The sequence below is a fragment of the Micromonospora andamanensis genome (assembly GCF_016863495.1).
In the GTDB taxonomy this organism is placed as follows: Bacteria; Actinomycetota; Actinomycetes; order Mycobacteriales; family Micromonosporaceae; genus Micromonospora; species Micromonospora andamanensis.
The window spans coordinates 33,049-50,478 of sequence record NZ_BOOZ01000014.1 but is presented as its reverse complement, the minus strand read 5'-3'; the positions used below and the strand labels follow the sequence as shown (position 1 = coordinate 50,478).

The 17,430-nt window shown below is 69.8% G+C and carries 12 protein-coding genes; 4 read left to right on the top strand and 8 right to left on the bottom strand.

The genetic code is table 11. The annotated features are described in order from the left end of the window. Positions 1 to 75 precede the first annotated feature (75 nt). From Van01_RS13995 to Van01_RS13980, 4 genes are all read right to left on the bottom strand, one after another. Positions 76 to 612: a hypothetical protein gene (locus Van01_RS13995; protein WP_204006863.1), complete on the bottom strand. Its 537-nt coding sequence runs from the start codon at positions 610 to 612 to the stop codon at positions 76 to 78. A 192-nt stretch (positions 613 to 804) separates the two neighbouring features. Further along, positions 805 to 2,907: a 1,4-alpha-glucan branching protein GlgB gene (glgB, locus tag Van01_RS13990; RefSeq protein WP_204006850.1), complete on the bottom strand. Its 2,103-nt coding sequence runs from the start codon at positions 2,905 to 2,907 to the stop codon at positions 805 to 807. Further along, entirely contained in the window at positions 2,895 to 5,021 is a 2,127-nt protein-coding gene (locus tag Van01_RS13985; RefSeq protein ID WP_204006847.1) for an alpha-1,4-glucan--maltose-1-phosphate maltosyltransferase, read from the bottom strand. Before Van01_RS13985 ends, glgB begins: the two co-directional genes overlap by 13 nt. 147 nt (positions 5,022 to 5,168) lie before the next feature. Beyond that, positions 5,169 to 5,396 carry a winged helix-turn-helix domain-containing protein gene (locus Van01_RS13980; protein WP_204006845.1) on the bottom strand — a complete coding sequence of 76 codons (228 nt, stop codon included), beginning with the start codon at positions 5,394 to 5,396 and terminating at the stop codon, positions 5,169 to 5,171. A gap of 186 nt (positions 5,397 to 5,582) precedes the next feature. Between Van01_RS13980 and Van01_RS13975 the strand changes: the two genes are divergently transcribed. After that, the gene (locus Van01_RS13975) at positions 5,583 to 6,761 is read left to right on the top strand and encodes a helix-turn-helix domain-containing protein (protein ID WP_204006843.1); all 1,179 of its coding nucleotides are present in this window, start codon (positions 5,583 to 5,585) and stop codon (positions 6,759 to 6,761) included. Positions 6,762 to 7,022: 261 nt separating this feature from the next. Here the strand turns inward: Van01_RS13975 and glgA are convergent, their stop codons facing one another. Further along, on the bottom strand, positions 7,023 to 8,222 hold the full coding sequence (gene glgA, locus Van01_RS13970; RefSeq protein WP_239099065.1) for a glycogen synthase: 1,200 nt from the start codon (positions 8,220 to 8,222) through the stop codon (positions 7,023 to 7,025). Between the two features lie 96 nt (positions 8,223 to 8,318). On the opposite strand from glgA, the gene glgC reads away from it, so the two are divergent. Both glgC and pgm read left to right on the top strand, forming a co-directional pair. After that, on the top strand, positions 8,319 to 9,551 hold the full coding sequence (glgC, locus tag Van01_RS13965; protein ID WP_204006842.1) for a glucose-1-phosphate adenylyltransferase: 1,233 nt from the start codon (positions 8,319 to 8,321) through the stop codon (positions 9,549 to 9,551). A 58-nt stretch (positions 9,552 to 9,609) separates the two neighbouring features. After that, on the top strand, positions 9,610 to 11,256 hold the full coding sequence (gene pgm, locus Van01_RS13960; protein ID WP_204006840.1) for a phosphoglucomutase (alpha-D-glucose-1,6-bisphosphate-dependent): 1,647 nt from the start codon (positions 9,610 to 9,612) through the stop codon (positions 11,254 to 11,256). Positions 11,257 to 11,319: 63 nt separating this feature from the next. Here pgm and Van01_RS13955 read toward each other — a convergent pair whose 3' ends face one another. Together Van01_RS13955 and Van01_RS13950 are read right to left on the bottom strand one after the other, a co-directional pair. Then, positions 11,320 to 11,820: a hypothetical protein gene (locus Van01_RS13955; RefSeq protein WP_204006838.1), complete on the bottom strand. Its 501-nt coding sequence runs from the start codon at positions 11,818 to 11,820 to the stop codon at positions 11,320 to 11,322. 214 nt (positions 11,821 to 12,034) lie between these two features. After that, entirely contained in the window at positions 12,035 to 13,909 is a 1,875-nt protein-coding gene (locus tag Van01_RS13950; RefSeq protein WP_204006836.1) for a nucleoside-diphosphate sugar epimerase/dehydratase, read from the bottom strand. Positions 13,910 to 14,322: 413 nt separating this feature from the next. On the opposite strand from Van01_RS13950, the gene Van01_RS13945 reads away from it, so the two are divergent. Further along, on the top strand, positions 14,323 to 16,470 hold the full coding sequence (locus Van01_RS13945) for an acyltransferase family protein (protein WP_204006834.1): 2,148 nt from the start codon (positions 14,323 to 14,325) through the stop codon (positions 16,468 to 16,470). Between the two features lie 10 nt (positions 16,471 to 16,480). Here Van01_RS13945 and Van01_RS13940 read toward each other — a convergent pair whose 3' ends face one another. Next, positions 16,481 to 17,407, bottom strand: coding sequence for an NAD(+)/NADH kinase (locus tag Van01_RS13940; RefSeq protein WP_204006832.1), 927 nt, complete (start codon positions 17,405 to 17,407; stop codon positions 16,481 to 16,483). Between the last annotated feature and the right edge of the window lie 23 nt (positions 17,408 to 17,430).

Below are 17,430 nucleotides of genomic sequence, written 5' to 3'. Positions count from 1 at the left end.
CGGGCCGGCGGGGGAGCTGCTCGGCAGGCGGGCGGAGCCGGTCACCCGACCCGGCCCACCCACCGTCCGTCGGCGTCAGCCGCCCGGTGTGAGGGTGACCTCGCCGGTGCAGCCGGCCAGAGTGCGCCGGTCTTCGAGCAGGTCGATCACCGCCTGCCGGTTGGCGATCCGCGCCTCGGACTGCGCGTCCGGGTTGCGCCGCTGACCTTCGATGAAGGCGAGGTTGTTGCGGACCGCGCCGTCGAGGCCGTCGCAGTTCTCCGCCGCGCCGCCGTTGAGCGCGGCGTTCGGGTCCGCGTCGGGCACCTCCACCTCGCCGGTGCAGCCGGCCGCCGCGCGTCGCTGCTCCAACTGGTCGATGACCGCCTGCCGGTTGGCGATCCGGGCCTCCGACAGCTCGTCCGGGAAGACCAGTTGGTCGGCGATGAACGCGAGATTGCTACCCACGGCGGCGTCCAGGCCGTCGCAGTTCTCACTTGCCTGACTGGTCCCGGTCGCCACCGCGAAAGCCACCGCCAGGGTCACCCCGACCGCCGCGAACCCCGCGATCCTCCGCTGTCCCGGCGAGGGCTCGCTCCCACGGTTTCGGGTCGTACCCCTGCTGCTCGCCATCGATCCTCCGCCTCGTCGTCCCACCTGGAACCGGGAGTACGGACGCGAGGGCGCGGGCAGTTCACAATTCGATGATCTTCTTGCCCGCCTGACGGGTTGTTGTGTTCCTGGTAAGCGTCAGGTCACTCAGACATGACCATGTCTGAGTGACAGGAGAGCTTCGAGGACATCCGGTCCTGGTGCCCGCCGCCCTCAGGCGGGGCGGAGCCAGAGGGCACCGAGCGGCGGCACGCGCAGCGCCACCGAGGCGGGTTGACCGTGCCAGGGGACGTTCTCGGCGTACACGGTGCCCAGGTTGCCCACGCCGGAGCCGCCGTAGTGCTGGGCGTCGGTGTTGAGCACCTCCGCCCAGGCGCCGGCGGCCGGCAGACCGATCCGGTAGTCCTCGACCGGCAGCGCGGAGAAGTTGGCCACGCAGACCAGAGTCGCCCCGTCGGGCGCGATCCGGACGAACGAGACGGTGTTGTTGGCGACGTCGTCACCGGCGAGCCAGCGGAAACCGGCGGGGGAGGTGTCCTGCGCCCACAGCGCCGGGGTGTCCCGGTAGACCCGGTTCAGGTCGCCCACCAGGCGTTGCACGCCGGCCCGCGCCGGATCGTGCAGCAGATACCAGTCGAGGCCGCGTTCCTCGCTCCACTCCCGGTCGTCGGCCAGCTCACAACCCATGAACAACAACTGCTTGCCCGGGTGCGCCCACATGTACGCCAGCAGCACCCGCACGTTCGCCAGCCGCTGCCAGGTGTCCCCGGGCATCTTGCCGACCAGGGAACCCTTGCCGTGCACCACCTCGTCGTGGCTGATCGGCAGCACGTAGTTCTCGCTCCAGGCGTACGCCAGGGAGAAGGTGAGCTGATGGTGATGGTGCTGCCGGTAGATCGGGTCCTTCGAGGTGTAGAGCAGGGTGTCGTGCATCCAGCCCATGTTCCACTTGAACCCGTAGCCGAGCCCGCCGTCGCTCGTCGCCCGGGTCACCCCCGGCCAGGCGGTGGACTCCTCGGCGATCATCACCACTCCGGCGTGGTGCTTGTAGACGGTCGCGTTGACCTCCTGCATGAACGCGATGGCTTCCAGGTTCTCCCGGCCGCCGTGCACGTTCGGCGTCCACTGCCCGTCCTGCCGCGAGTAGTCCAGGTAGAGCATCGAGGCGACCGCGTCCACCCGCAGCCCGTCGACGTGGAACTCGTCAAGCCAGTACAGCGCGTTGGCGACCAGGAAGTTGCGTACCTCCCGGCGACCGAAGTCGAAGACGTAGGTGCCCCAGTCGGGATGCTCACCCCGGCGCGGATCGGGATGCTCGTAGAGCGGGGTGCCGTCGAACCGGGCCAGCGCCCACTCGTCCTTCGGGAAGTGCGCCGGCACCCAGTCCAGGATCACGCCGATCCCGGCGGCGTGCAGCCGGTCCACCAGGTACCGGAAGTCGTCGGGGTTGCCGAACCGGGCCGTCGGGGCGTAGTAGCCGGTGACCTGGTAGCCCCACGAGCCGCCGAACGGGTGCTCCATCACCGGCAGGAACTCCACGTGGGTGAAGCCCAGCTCCACCACGTACGCGGTCAACTGCTCGGCCAGCTCCCGGTAACCCAGGCCGGGCCGCCACGAGGCCAGGTGCACCTCGTACACGCTCATCGGCTCCTGGTGCGGCTGTCGCCGTGACCGCCGGTCCAGCCATTCCGCGTCGGACCACTCGTACGCCGACAGGTGCACCACCGACGCGGTGGCCGGCGGCACCTCCGCGTACGCGGCGAGCGGGTCGGCCTTGTCCCGCCAGTACCCGTCCGCGCCCAGCACGCGGTACTTGTACCGGGTGCCGGCGGCGGCGTCCGGCACGAAGATCTCCCACACGCCTGTCGAGCCGAGCGAGCGCATCGGCCAGCCGTCGTCGGGCGCCCAGCCGGTGACGTCGCCGACCAGCCGCACGCCCCGGGCGTTCGGCGCCCACACCGCGAACGCCACCCCGCCGTCGACGACGCGGGCACCGAGTGCCTCCCACAGCCGCTCGTGCCGGCCCTCACTGATCAGGTGCAGGTCCAGCTCGCCGAGAGTGGGCGGGAAGCGGTACGGGTCGTCGTGGCGCACCCCGTCGACGTCGAGCCGGTAGTCGAGCACCTCCCCGGGGACGGCGGCCTCGAAGATTCCGACGTCGTGCACCCGCTTCATCGGGTGCCGCTCCGCGCCGACAAGCACACTCACGTCGGCCGCGCCCCGGCGCAGGGTGCGGATCACCGTACGCCCGCCGGCCGGGTGCGCGCCGAGCACGGCGTGCGGGTCGTGGATCTCCCCGGAAATCAGCTGGTCCATCGGGTGTCGTCCTTCTGGGCGGGAGCGGTAGGTGCGGTGCCACCCGACAGGTCGGCGGGTACGTCCTCAACGGTCAGGGTGACCGGCTCGGTGCCGCCCTGAGCCGGCGAACCGGCCTCCGCCGGCGCGGTCGAAGGCTCGGGCCCAGCGGTCGGGCGGTGCAGGGTGAGCACGTGCGCGGGTTGCAGGTACGGGTCGAGCCGGACCGCGTTGCGCTGCCCCCAGTCGTAGCGGGCACCTGTCAGCTCGTCGTGTACGGTGAACCTGTCGTGCCAGTCCAGACCCAGCGCCGGCATGTCCAGGGTGGTGTTGCCCCACTGCACGGTGTGCGAGTCGAACGAACAGATCACCAGCACCACGTTGCCGGTCTCCGGGTCGTGCTTGGACCAGCACAGCAGGGCCGGGTTGTCGATGTCGTGGAAGACCAGGTTGCGCAGCCGGCGCAGCGCCGGATTCTCCCGGCGTACCCGGTTCAGGGTGGTGATGAACGGCGCCAGCGAACGGCCCCGCGCCTCCGCGCCGGCCCAGTCCCGCGGGCGCAGCTCGTACTTCTCGTTGTCGAGGTACTCCTCCGCGCCGGGGCGCGCGACATGCTCGAACAGCTCGTAGCCGGCGTACATGCCCCAGGAGGGGGAGAGCAGCGCCGCCAGCACCGCCCGGATCTTGAACATCGGCGGTCCGCCGTGCTGCAACGAGGGGTGCAGGATGTCAGGCGTGTTGGGCCAGAAGTTCGGCCGCATGTAGTCGGCCGCCGCCACCAGCTCCGTGCAGTACTCCCGCATCTCGGCCGCCGAGGTCCGCCAGGTGAAGTACGTGTACGACTGGGTGAAGCCGACCTTGGCCAGCCCGTGCATCATCCCCGGCCGGGTGAACGCCTCGGCGAGGAAGAGCACGTCCGGGTCGACCCGCTTGACCTCCCAGATCAGCCAGTGCCAGAAGTCGACGGGCTTGGTGTGCGGGTTGTCCACCCGGAAGATCTTCACGCCCTCGCCGACCCAGTGCCGCACCACCCGCAGCACCTCGGCGCGGATGCCGTCCGGGTCGTTGTCGAAGTTCAGCGGGTAGATGTCCTGGTACTTCTTCGGCGGGTTCTCCGCGTACGCGATGCTGCCGTCGGCCCGGGTGGTGAACCACTCCGGGTGCTCGGTCACCCACGGGTGATCCGGGGCGCACTGCAACGCCAGGTCCATCGCCACCTCCAGGCCCGCTTCGGCGGCGGCGGCGACGAAGTCCCGGAAGTCCTCAGGCGTACCCAGGTCGGGGTGGATGGCGTCGTGCCCGCCTTCGGCCGCGCCGATCGCCCACGGCGAACCCACGTCGTCCGGCCCGGCGACCAGGCTGTTGTTCGGGCCCTTCCGGTTGACCCGACCGATCGGGTGGATCGGCGGCAGGTAGAGCACGTCGAAACCCATGGCCGCGACGCCCGGTAGCCGCTCGGTGGCGGTGGCGAAGGTGCCGGAGCGGGCCGGCGCGTCGACAGTCGCCGCGATCGCCCCCTCGGAACGGGGGAAGAACTCGTACCAGGCGGAGAAGAGGGCCCGCTCGCGGTCCACCCAGAGGCGGTACTCCTCGCCGGTGGTGACCAACTCGCGCACGGGGTGCTCCCAGAGCAGATCGGCCAACTCCAGCGCCGGGCTCACCCGCTGCGGCAACTGCCGCTTGGCGTCACCCAGGGCCTGCGCGGCCTTCTTGAGGCGGGCCCGCTCCGCCTTGGGCACCAGTTTCGTGGCCGCGCTGAGCACGCGTACGCCCTCGGCCAGGTCGTTTGCCAGCTCAGCCGGCCCCTGGCCGGCGGCGATCTTCTTGGTGACCGCGTTGTGCCAGGTCAGGTAGGGGTCGCTGAACGCCTCCACGGTGAACATCCACTCGCCCACCGCGTCCGGCACGATGGTGGCGTGCCACCGGTCCTGGCCGGGCTCACCCGGACGCATCCGGGTGAACGGGCGGGCCAACCCGTCGGGGCCGAGCCACACCACGTTGCAGCCGAGCGCGTCGTGCCCCTCGCGGTAGGCGCGCGCCGACACCGGCACCAGCTCGCCGACCACCGCACGGGCCGGGTAGCGACCGCAGGAGACGACGGGGGAGACGTCTTCGATCGGGAACCGTCCGCTCACCGCCCCAACCTACTGCCCGAGATCCCCTCGCGCTCGGCTGACCGGCGCCTCGGCCACAGAAACAATCTTGGTCCGAAACCGCCCCCTCAGGGGCACTCCCGAACCAAGATCTCGCCTGGGCCACCGGAGAGGGGAGCGGGCGTCGGATCAGGAGGGCGGTTCCGCCGCCACGAACGACCCCTTGCCCTGGTGAACCTCGATCCAGCCTCGTTCGTCGAGAATCCGGAGCGCGAACCTGATCGGTGTTGGGCTGGCCTGGTACTGCTCGCACAGTTGGGCGATGGACGGAAGCTTGGCTCCGGGCTGGAGCGCGCCGGACCGTATCGACGCGATCACGTCGGCGATGATCTGCTCGTACACAGGTTGTCTGGGCATGGCAACGGCCTCTCGTCAGCGCGTCGAGCATGCCACGCCGACCCTGCATCCTGTGCGTGCAGTGTTGACTGTGTATACAGTGTGCGCTAAGTCTGGGTCGCCAGAGGTTCTCTCGTCAGCAGCGGAGTGCTTCGTGGTGGGCGGGGTGGTCCCGTGCTGCCCCGCCCTGACCTGAAGGGGGAACAGATGCGTGAGCGTCGCGCGGTCAATGAGGTGCCGGTGGGGCGGCGGGTCGCGCAGTGGCGGGTACGGCGCAACATGACGCAGCAGCAGTTCGCCGACCGGCTCGGCAAGTCCAAGAGCTGGGTCGACAAGATCGAGCGTGGGGCACGTCGGCTGGAACGGGTGTCGAACCTCCGGGAGATCGCCGACGCCCTTCGGATCGACGTGCAGGTCCTCCTTGCCGAACGGCCCGCGCGGCCGGGACAGGCTGACGCCGGTGTGGAGCGGATCCGGGCCGCGCTGGCCCGGTATCACGTGCCGGCCCCGCCCCGACCGCCCGACGTCGCGCAGTTACGGGCCGGTCTCGAACACGCGAAGCAGAGCTACCGGCATGCGCATTATCCGGCGCTGCTCACCGTGCTGCCCGGTCTGCTTGACGCCGTGCGGTCCGCCCGCATCGGCCGGCTCACTGACACGCTGCTGGTGCCGGTCTATGGCCTGATCGCGTTGACCATGGTCAAGGTGGACCAGGGCGAGTTGGCGTGGTTGACCGCCGACCGGGGGATGGCCGTCGCCCTGGCCTCGGAGGATCCGCAGCTGACCGCCGTCGCCACCGTACCGCTGTGTCAGGCCATGCGCTGCTGCGGCCGAAACGGAGCTGCCTTGCGGGCCGCCGTCGTCGCCGCTCACCGCCTCGGACCCCGACCCGGCGCCCAGCCTCCGGCCGGCGTGGAGTCGTTGCGCGGGAGGCTCCTGATTCAGGCCGCCCTGGCCGCCGCCGACCGGGCCGACGAACACAGCGCCCGAGGGCTGGTCGACCAAGCCGTCGAGCTGGCCGACCAGGGGAGCTTCGGCGGTGAAGGGTTCGGCCCTGCGGCGGTGCAGACGGCCCGTGTGCTCGTCGAGGCCGCGAGGGGAGACCTTCCCACGGCGACGGTACGCCACGAACGACTGCTGGCCAGCCCAGGCTGGCGGTGGCTGCCGCCAGAGCACCGGGCCGCGTACCTGCTCGACGTCGCGCGCGCGTACGCGGGGATCGGTGAGATGTCCCGGGCCGGGCGGGCGCTGCTGGAGGCCGAACGCGCCGCTCGCGGCGAGGTGCGTGACCGGCCGGCGGCGCGGAACATGGTCGCGGTCGTGGCCCGGTCCACCGCCGCCCCGGCCGACCTGACCCGTCTCGCCGCCAGCCTGCACGCGACCTGAGCCGGCATGCTCGCCCGAATCCTCACTCTCGCCATGCAGCGCCCACGCAATCTTGGAAAGTTTCCGTTCTTCGCTAACGGAAACTGTCCAAGATTGCGTCAGTCGGCTGGCGGGCGCAGCTGCGAGAGTCGGGGTTCGCGCCTGGTGCGGCACATGCGTGGCCGGGGCGGCGCGACCTCCACCGCCCAGATGCCCACCGACGCCCTGATGGCGCTGTTGCGCGGCGAGCGGTAAGGACGGGAGAAGGTAATCCTTCCTTCCTTACCCGCGCAGGGAGCGGTAGAGGTCGAGGGTGCGGGCGGCGATGGCGTCCCAGGAAAAGTGTTCGACGGCGCGTCGCCGCCCCGCCCGGCCGAGCGTGGCGGCGCGCTCGGGCGCGGCCAGCAACTCGTTCAGGCGGGCCGCCAGGTCGGCCTCGAAGCGGGCCGGATCCACAGGCGCGCCGTCGAGGCCCGCCTGCTCGATCGGGACCAGCAGCCCGGTCTCGCCGTCCGCGACCACCTCGGGGATGCCGCCGGTGGCGGTGGCCACCACCGCCGTCTCGCAGGCCATCGCCTCCAGGTTGACGATGCCCATCGGCTCGTACACGGACGGGCAGACGAAGATGGTGGCGTGGGTGAGCACCTGGATCACCTCGGACTTGGGCAGCATCTCGGCCACCCAGACCACCCCGGAGCGGCTGGCCCGCAGTTCGGCGACCAGGCCCTCCACCTCGGCGGCGATCTCCGGGGTGTCCGGTGCGCCGGCCAGCAGCACCAACTGGGTGTCCGCCGGCAGTTCGCGGGCGGCCCGCAGCAGGTGCGGCAGACCCTTCTGCCGGGTGATCCGCCCGACGTAGACCACGCTGGGCAGGGCCGGGTCGATGCCGAGGCGCGCCAGCACGTCAGTGCCCGGATCCGGGGCGTACTGCGCGGTGTCGATGCCGTTGTAGATCACGTGCACCCGGTCCGGATCGACCGACGGGTACGCGGCCAGCACGTCCCGACGCATGCCCGCGCTTACCGCCACTATCGCGTCGGCCGCCTCGTACGCGGTGCGTTCACACCACGAGGAGAGCGCGTAGCCGCCGCCGAGCTGATCGGCCTTCCACGGCCGCAGCGGCTCAAGGCTGTGCGCGGTCGCCACGTGCGGCACCCCGTACAGCAGCTTCGCGGTGTGCCCAGCCAGGTTGGCGTACCAGGTGTGGCTGTGCACCACGTCGGCACCGGCACACCCGGCGGCCATCTCCAGGTCCACGCCCATGGTCCGCAGCGCGGCGTTCGTCCCGGCCAGCGCCGGCGGGTCGGCGTACGCCCGAACCCCCGGCTCGGTACGCGGCGCGCCGAAGCAGTGCACCCGCACGTCGGTGATCCGGCGCAGCTCCCGGGCCAGGTACTCGACGTGCACCCCGGCACCGCCGTAGACCTCCGGCGGGTACTCCCGGGTCAGCAGGTCCACGCGCAGCCGTGCGGAGTCGGTCATGCCCGGCACCCTAGTGCAGAATCCGCCGCCGCACCCGGCTGCGGAACTGTGCCCGTACGAGTGGTGAACCGGCAGCGGTATGGATAGCGTCTGCTCATGGCTGCCAAGGTGCTCGCGATCGTCCTGGCCGGCGGAGAAGGCAAGCGCCTGATGCCGTTGACCACGGACCGGGCCAAGCCGGCCGTCCCGTTCGGCGGGATGTACCGCATGGTCGACTTCGTCCTCTCCAACCTGGCCAACGCCGGCTATCTGAAGATCGTCGTGCTGACCCAGTACAAATCCCACTCCCTCGACCGGCACATCACCAAGACCTGGCGGATGTCGACGCTGCTCGGCAACTACGTCACTCCGGTGCCCGCGCAGCAGCGCCGTGGCCCCTGGTGGTTCGCCGGCTCGGCCGACGCGATCTACCAGAGCTTCAACCTGATCTACGACGAGCAGCCCGACTATGTGATCGTCTTCGGCGCCGACCACATCTACCGGATGGACCCCCGGCAGATGGTGGAGGACCACATCGCCTCGGGGGCCGGGGTGACTGTCGCGGGCATCCGGCAGCCGCTGTCGACGGCCGACCAGTTCGGTGTCATCGAGGTCGGCGAGGACGGCCGACGGATCCGGGCCTTCCGGGAGAAGCCCACCGACGCCGTCGGCCTGCCCGACGCGCCCGACGAGATCTACGCCTCGATGGGCAACTACGTCTTCACCACCCGGGCACTCATCGACGCTGTCGAACGCGACGCCGACGACAAGACCAGCAAGCACGACATGGGCGGCAGCATCATCCCGATGCTCGTCGAGCGCGGCGAGGCGAACGTCTACGACCTCCGCGACAACGAGGTGCCCGGAAGCACCGACCGGGACCGCGGCTACTGGCGCGACGTGGGAACCCTCGACTCGTTCTACGACGCCCACATGGACCTGATCAACGTCCATCCGGTGTTCAACCTCTACAACTTCGACTGGCCGATCTACACCGAGCAGCCGCCGTACCCGCCGGCCAAGTTCGTGCACCAGTGGGGTGAGCGGGTCGGCCGGGCGGTCGCCTCGATGGTCTCGCCCGGCGCGGTGATCTCCGGTTCCCTGGTGGAGAACTCGATCGTCTCGCCCAAGGTGAAGGTCCACTCCTGGGCCCACGTGGACGGCTCGGTCCTGATGGAAGGCGTCGAGATCGGCCGGCACGCGGTGGTCCGTCGGGCCATCCTCGACAAGAACGTCCAGGTGCCCGAGGGCGCCGAGATCGGCGTGGACCTGGAACGCGACCGGCAGCGCTACACCGTCTCCGACAACGGCATCGTGGTCATCGGCAAAGGACAGAAGGTGGAACCGTGAGCGCGAGGAGTGCAGCGCAGCGGAGCCCCGCAGTCGCGAACGAAAGGTCAATACAGCCTTGAGCAGTCATCCCCGTGCCGGCCAGCCGGCCGAGCCCGCCGACCTGGTCGACGTACCACGGCTGGTGACCGCCTACTACGCCGAGCATCCCGATCCAACCGACCCGGCTCAGCAGGTCTCCTTCGGCACCTCCGGGCACCGTGGGTCGAGCCTGCGTAACGCCTTCAACTCCGACCACATCCTCGCCGTCACCCAGGCGCTCTGCGACTACCGCCGGGACCAGGGCCTGGACGGACCGCTCTTCCTCGGCCGGGACACCCACGCGCTGTCCACCCCGGCGGCCGTCGACGCCCTGGAGGTGCTCGCCGCCAACGACGTCACAGTCCTGCTGGACAGCCGCGACGGCTACACCCCCACCCCGGCGGTGTCACACGCCATCCTCACCCACAACCGGGGACGCACCAGCGGTCTCGCCGACGGCATCGTGATCACCCCGTCGCACAACCCGCCCGACGACGGTGGATTCAAGTACAACCCCACCCACGGCGGCCCGGCCGACTCCGACGTCACGAAGTGGATCCAGGACCGCGCGAACGCGATCCTCGCCGCCGGGCTCAAGGAGGTGCGCCGCATCCCGTACGCGCGGGCCCGCGCCGCCGACACCACCGACACGTACGACTTCCTCGGCGCGTACGTCGACGACCTGCCGGCGGTGCTCGACCTGGACGCGATCCGCGCCGCAGGGGTCCGCATCGGCGCCGACCCGCTCGGCGGCGCCAGCGTCGACTACTGGGGCGAGATCGCCGACCGGCACCGGCTCGACCTGACAGTTGTCAACCCGACAGTCGACCCGACCTGGCGGTTCATGACCCTGGACGGCGACGGCAAGATCCGGATGGACTGCTCGTCGCCGAACGCGATGGCCTCGCTCATCGCCAGGCGCGCCGACTACCAGGTGGCCACCGGCAACGACGCCGACGCCGACCGGCACGGCATCGTCACCCCCGACGCCGGGCTGATGAACCCCAACCACTACCTGGCCGTCGCCATCGCCCACCTGTTCCGTACCCGCGAGAACTGGGGTCCGGACGCGGCCGTCGGCAAGACGTTGGTCTCCTCCTCGATGATCGACCGGGTCGCCGCCGACCTCGGCCGCCCACTGCTGGAGGTGCCCGTCGGCTTCAAGTGGTTCGTGCCGGGCCTGCTCGACGGCGCTGTCGGCTTCGGCGGCGAGGAGAGCGCCGGCGCGTCCTTCCTGCGCCGCGACGGCGGCACCTGGACCACCGACAAGGACGGCATCCTGCTCTGCCTGCTCGCCGCCGAGATCATCGGCAGCACCGGGCGTACCCCGAGCGAGCACTGGGCCGACCTGGCCGACCGCTTCGGCGCACCCGCCTACGCCCGCATCGACGCACCCGCCACCCGGGAGCAGAAGGCCGTGCTCGGCAAGCTCTCCCCGGAGCAGGTACGCGCCACCGAACTGGCCGGCGAACCCATCACCGCGACGCTCACCACCGCCCCCGGCAACGGTGCCCCGATCGGCGGCCTCAAGGTCACCACCGAGTCGGGCTGGTTCGCCGCCCGCCCGTCGGGGACCGAGGACGTCTACAAGATCTACGCCGAGTCCTTCCAGGGCCCGGAGCACCTGACCCGCATCCAACGGGAAGCCCAGGCCCTGGTCACCGACGTGCTCGACAACACCTGACACTGCGGCGGAGCGGGCGCCCGGGTGTGGTGACCGTGAGTGACCACACCCGGGATGCCGCTGTCACGACCCGGCGGGGCCGATCGACGTGGGGCGGAAGGTGTGTTCCCGACCGCAGTAGTCCGGCCTGATGCTGGGCCCGTCGAGAGACGTCCGGCAGATCTGGATGGTCACCCGATCGATGCCCAGCACCGAGGCGCTGGAGCCGAGCACGAAGTCGAACCTCACCACTCCGTTGTCGACCCGCTGGGCTGCCTGGTCGACGGGGCGTTCGCCCGCGTACGCCACATAGGTGGCAATGGTGTAGCGACGGTCGTCGCGGCAGGCGATCGGCTCGTTGGCGCTGGGCCGGTCGACGACAACTCCGGTCAGCCGTACCGCACTGGTGGGTGCGGTTGAGCGCCATTCGAGCACGCCTTCGGTGTAGCCGTAGGTGCAGTTGTCTCCGGACGGGACGGAAAAACGCTGGGAGATCGGGCTGGCGGCGGCGCTGCTGGCCATGACGGTGGCGGCGAGAAGCGCGGCGGCGAGGACGGTCGCCGCCCGCAGGAGAGCGCGGATCATCTGCTTCCTTCCAGGCTGCTCGGGGTGCGGTGTGGCGAGTCAGGCTCCGACGGTCGCGGCCGTCGGAGCCTGACTGGGACGGGCCACCGGCACCGGGTACGAATTGAGTGAAGTATATCGATGGATAGGGGAGGCCGGCAGACTCAGGTTGTCGGTGGGAGGCCGGACCGCCGTACCGGAGTCGTTCAGTCGCGGCCTGGCGGTGTGGTCGTGGTCAGCGGGCGAGTGGTATGCCGGCCTTCTGGTTGGGTGAGGCGGGGAGGGTGCCGCAGAGTCGGGCGAGTTGGTCGATGACTTTGGCGGGTTCGTCGAACGGATCCAGTCCGCTGACCTCCAAGGGGTCCAGCACCGGCACCCGCACGTGCGAGATCAGCGGATGCAACGGGCGATGATCGGGCTCGCCGCTGCCCAGCAGATCCTCGTGCAGCTTCTCACCGGGCCGCAGGCCGGTGTAGATGATCTCAACTGCGCTCGCGGCCCGGGCCACCATCCGGCGCGCGATGTCGTCGATGCGTACCGGTTCACCCATGTCCAGCACCAGGGCCTCGCCGTCCCGGCCGATGTTCGCCGCCTGAAGAACCAGCTGGACAGCCTCCTGCACCGTCATCAGGTACCGGGTCACGTCCGGGTGGGTGACGGTCAGCGGCTGCCCGGCCTCGATCTGTCGTTGGAAGGCGGTCACCACCGAGCCACGGCTGCTCAGCACGTTGCCGAACCGGACGCTGAGGAAGGTGCCCGGGTAGGTCGCCGCGGCGTGCGCGGTAAGCATCTCGGTGATGCGTTTCGAGTAGCCCAGCACGCTTATCGGGTCGGCAGCCTTGTCGGTGGAGATGTTCACGAACCGGGCCACGTCCCGGCAGGCGTCCAGCACGGTCAGGGTGCCCCAGACGTTTGTCTTGATTGCCTCGCCCGGGTGCCGCTCCAGCAGCGTCAGGTGCTTGAGTGCCGCGGCGTGAAAGACGATCTCGGGACGGCGCTGCCGCATGATGCGCCGGACACCCTCGTCGTCGCGCAGGTCGGCGAGGATCAGCTCGGGACCGTCCAGCAGCGCCCGACCGGTGAGCGACATCTGGAGGCCGTGCAGGGCTGACTCGTCCCGGTCCAGCATCATCAGCTCACCGGGGTTGGCCCGCATGATCTGCCGGCACAACTCCGAGCCGATCGAGCCACCCGCACCGGTGACCAGGACACGCCGGCCGGTTAGCGCACCGTCGTCCAGGGTCAGGTCGCCGACGACCTGGCGCCGACCGAGCAGATCACTGATCTGGACATCCCGTACGTCCCGGACCGTGATGCGGTGATCCACCAACTCCCGTACCGGAGGGAGGATCTTGAATGCCGCGCCGGTGCGGAGAGTGGCCTCCCGAATCTCACGGATCAGCGTGGCGTCGGCATTGGCCACGGAGAAAATCAACGCGGTGGCGCCGGTGCGGCTGATGGCCTTGGCGATGTCGCTCCGGCCACCCAGTACCGGAACGCCGGCGATGCGCAGGTCCTGCTTGTCCGGGTCGTCGTCGAGCGCGCCGACGGGTAGGTAGCCACCCTTCGGGTCGCCGAGCATCGCGCGTACGAGTCCCTGACCGGCCTCACCGAGGCCGAAGAGCAGTACCGGGGTCGCCGAGCGTGCGTCCGGACGCATGGCCCGGTCCCGCCGGTGCCGATGCAGCAGGCGGAAACTGAGCATCAGCAGCAGCGCCAGGGCGCCACCGACCACCGGAGTGCTGGCGGGTATCGGGCGTTCGTCGATCGCCAGAAGGGCGACCAGCACCACGGCAGCGGTGGTGGCGGTGGTGCCCGCGAGACCACGAACCTCCTCGATGCTGCCGAGAGGCTGCCGACCCGAGTAGACCCGGCGCAGCGCGCTCACACCGACATGCAGCATGGCGGCGGCGCCACCGAGCATCACCGCGTTGACAGCCTGATCGATGGTGAGGCTCTGTTCGTATCTGGCCCAACCGGCGACAGTGAATCCTCCGACCCAGGCGAGCGCGTCGGCGATGAGAAAGACGGCGGTACGACGGCTGCCCGCTCTGATTCGACCGGTGGCCGTGGATGACGTTGGCTGGACACGCTCAATTTCCGGCGACATGTACAAGTTCCCCTGTCCTGTCCTGCTGTCGGTGGCCGGCATGACCTACGGCAGGTCAGGGCCACGTACGTCCCGTAACTGCTTAGCGGACATTCGCTCTGGAGACTCCAGGTTTCGCGTTTCTATGGCCGGTTGTCGGGATGGTTCGTCACTGGGGTCGAAATGTGTTTCGACCGGCTCCGCGAACCGCCCGCCTGGATCCAGGATCACCCGAACGCGATTCGCATTATCGGGGCCGCAAAGGTGCCGACTTCCGCTACGGCACTACTGCTACGACCACTCAATGCGAGTTGCGTGAAAAGCGGAATGAGAAATCCTCCCCGGCTAGTCTGTTCGACGCCGCACCGGGATAAATCGCGATAACGGCTCGTGATTCGTCCTGGAGGGCGGCGTCAACCGGTTGAGGGGTAGGTATGGTGAACCTGGCCGTCCGCGAGCGCGGGGGCGTTCGTTCCGGCTTTCGTGGCGACATCGAGGGGATGCGGGCGCTCGCCGTGGTCCTGGTGCTCGCGGGGCATGCCGCGCCGGCCCTCCTGCCGGGGGGATACGTCGGCGTAGACGTCTTCTTCGTGATTTCCGGCTTTCTGATCACCGGTCTCCTGCTGACCGAGTTGGAACGTACGGGCCGAATCTCGCTCGTCGAGTTCTACGCCCGACGGGCCAGACGCCTGCTACCCGCCGCCGGACTCGTTCTGGTGGTGAGTCTCCTGCTCACCTTCGTGTTTCTGCCCAAGATCCGGTGGGCCGCCACCGGATGGGACGTCGTGGCCAGCGGTTTGTACGTGATGAACTGGCGACTCGCGGAACGCTCGGTGGACTACCTGGCGGCCAACCAAGCGGCGAGCATTTTGCAGCACTACTGGTCGCTGGCTGTGGAGGAGCAGTTCTACCTGATCTGGCCGTTGTTGCTGATCCTGGTCACGCTCGGGCGGCGGGGTCGGGCATGGCGCGCTCGCCCGGGCGTACTGCGAGCGCGACTGCTGCTCGGGCTCGCCGTGGTGGGGGTGCCCTCGTTCGTCTGGTCGGTGCTGCTGACCCAGAACGACCCCGCGCAGGCATACTTCGTCACCACCACCCGCCTGTGGGAACTTGCCCTCGGCGCGGCCATCGCGGTGCTCGGGGTCAGCCTCAGCCGGATGCCCACCGCCGTCGCCGCCATGCTCGCGTGGAGCGGCATCGCCCTGATCGTGGCTGCCGCGGTGTTGTTCGACGAGACAACGCGATTCCCCGGCTACCTGGCTCTGCTGCCGACGGTCGGGGCGGCGGTGGTGATTGTCGGCGCGGTACGTGCGGGGCGGGCGGGCCCAGCGGCGCTGCTCGGTCTCGGACCGGTCCGCGCCGTCGGCGCCATCTCCTATTCCCTCTATCTCTGGCACTGGCCGTTGCTGGTGGTGGCGAAAGCCAGATTCGGAGAGCTCAGCACCGTCACCGCTCTCGCCGTGACCCTGTTCTCGGTGATTCCCGCAGTGCTGACGTACCGGTACGTCGAGAACCCGTTGCGCCGGGCCCAGCTCTTCACGTTCGATCCCAGGGCCGCGCTCAAGCTCGGTGCGGCCTGCACCGGCGTCGCGGTGGCGGCCGGTCTCATGTTCCAGCTGACCGTCTGGCCTCCGCCGCAGAAGCCGGTGGTGCCAGCGGCGCTGCCGGCGCTGGGAGGGTCCACACCGCCTCCGGGCTCGCTGGTCCAGCAGCAGGGACCGCCCGGGGCCGCCGCGCTGGGCCGGGAGCCACTCGGCAACGCGGCTGGCCGGCCGGTGGACCGGGTCGACTCGATCGTGCCGGATCCTCTCGCGGCCTACGACGACGTGCCGGACGTCTATGCGCAACAGTGCATCTCGGCGCGCGCGGACTCGACAGTGCGGACCTGTTCCTACGGCGACCTCGGGTCGGACATGGTCGTCGCGCTCGCCGGCGACTCCCACGCCGCACACTGGGTGCCGGCGTTGCAGGCTGTCGCGAACGCGAACCGCTGGCGGATGGTCACCTATCTCAAGACCGAGTGTCCGTACCTTGACGGCCCGGTGCCGCTGCCGGACGGCAGTGCCGTGTACGACAGCTGCGTCGATTGGAACAGCGAACTACGCAGGAAGCTGACCGGCGCGGACAAGCCGGATGTCCTCGTACTCTCCAACGTGACGTACCGCCTGTACGAGAACGGGCAGGTGATCATGGGCGACGAGGGCGTGCGCAGGACTGTGGAAACGTTCCGGAAGACCTGGACCGAGATCGCCGACACCGGAGTCAAGGTCGTGGTCATCAGAGACATCCCCTACCAGGACATGGACGTACCGGACTGCGTCTCTCAGCACACCAGGCGGCTCACCCGGTGCACCACCCCCAGGCACGAGGCCCTGTCCCGCAGCGAACCGCAGGTGCAAGCGGCATCCGGTGCCCCCGGCGTGCACCTGATCGACCTCAACGACGCCATCTGCCCAACGGACCGGTGCGCGGCGGTGATTGGAGGTGTACTGGTTTACCGAGACACCAGCCACCTCACCGCCACCTACGCCCGCACCCTGGCACCGCGACTGCGCGACAAGCTGGCAGAGGTGCTGGAGTAGCCGACTCGTCTCAGCGCGGTGGTGCCTCGCGGCGACCGAGTTGGCGGCGCAGGTTCTCCGGAAGCAGCTCGCGGAGCTGTTCCGGCAGCAGCGGCAGGTCGAGCAGGCTCAGCTTGAGCTGACTGCGTTCCTGGTAGCGGGCCGGGTCGAGGCGGACCACCAGACCCGCGTCGGTGCGGTAGCCGATGTCCACCGCACCGGAGGTCGACCCGTCCCGGATGACCTGGCCGTCCACCTCGATCGCGACCGGCGCGGACCCGGGACGCAGTTCCAGCCGGACCCGTTCGTCGGGAGAGAACACCACCGATCGCGAGATGCCGGACATCGGCGCGCTCGGGGTGACCACCACCGCACGCGTGGCGGGGGAGACAAGTGGGCCGCCGGCGGCGTAACTGTAGGCGGTCGACCCGCTGGGGGTGCTCACCACGAGCGCGTCACAGCGGTAGTAGCCGTACTGCTGCCCGTCCACCGCCAGGGTCGCGCTGACGAAGCCCTGCCCGGGCCGGCGGATCAGCGCAATGTCGTTGAACGCGACCACGTCGTCGCCGCACACGTCGCAGGCCAGGCAGCTGTGCGACTCGACGGTGTACTCGCCGGCCAGCAGCCGGTCCAGCGCCGCCGGCAGCTCCGGCGGCTCCACCTCCACCAGAAACCCCAACTTGCCCAGGTGTACGCCGAGCACCGGCTTCGGCTCGGGTGCGGCTGCCCGCAGCGCGCCCAGCATCGTGCCGTCCCCGCCGATGCTGACCAGCACGTCCGCTCCGGCGGGGAGCTGGTCCTCAGGTACCGTGCGGACCGATTCGGGCACCCGCTGCCGGTCCTGCTCGCGTACCGTCAGGGCCACCTCGTGCCGCGCGGCCCACGTGGCGATGGTGTCCACCACCGGGGCCACGTCCCGGGTGGGGTGCAGCACCAGCCCGAGCCGGATCCGGTTCATACCCACAGCTCACCACAGACCGG

Excerpts from the sequence above, each read along its gene's own strand:
- Van01_RS13995 (WP_204006863.1), bottom strand. The coding sequence starts at position 612 with ATGGCGAGCAGCAGGGGTACGACCCGAAACCGTGGGAGCGAGCCCTCG.
- glgB (WP_204006850.1), bottom strand. The coding sequence starts at position 2,907 with ATGGACCAGCTGATTTCCGGGGAGATCCACGACCCGCACGCCGTGCTC.
- Van01_RS13980 (WP_204006845.1), bottom strand. The coding sequence starts at position 5,396 with ATGCCCAGACAACCTGTGTACGAGCAGATCATCGCCGACGTGATCGCG.
- Van01_RS13975 (WP_204006843.1), top strand. The coding sequence starts at position 5,583 with ATGCGTGAGCGTCGCGCGGTCAATGAGGTGCCGGTGGGGCGGCGGGTC.
- glgA (WP_239099065.1), bottom strand. The coding sequence starts at position 8,222 with ATGACCGACTCCGCACGGCTGCGCGTGGACCTGCTGACCCGGGAGTAC.
- glgC (WP_204006842.1), top strand. The coding sequence starts at position 8,319 with ATGGCTGCCAAGGTGCTCGCGATCGTCCTGGCCGGCGGAGAAGGCAAG.
- Van01_RS13955 (WP_204006838.1), bottom strand. The coding sequence starts at position 11,820 with ATGATCCGCGCTCTCCTGCGGGCGGCGACCGTCCTCGCCGCCGCGCTT.
- Van01_RS13950 (WP_204006836.1), bottom strand. The coding sequence starts at position 13,909 with ATGTCGCCGGAAATTGAGCGTGTCCAGCCAACGTCATCCACGGCCACC.
- Van01_RS13945 (WP_204006834.1), top strand. The coding sequence starts at position 14,323 with ATGGTGAACCTGGCCGTCCGCGAGCGCGGGGGCGTTCGTTCCGGCTTT.
- Van01_RS13940 (WP_204006832.1), bottom strand. The coding sequence starts at position 17,407 with ATGAACCGGATCCGGCTCGGGCTGGTGCTGCACCCCACCCGGGACGTG.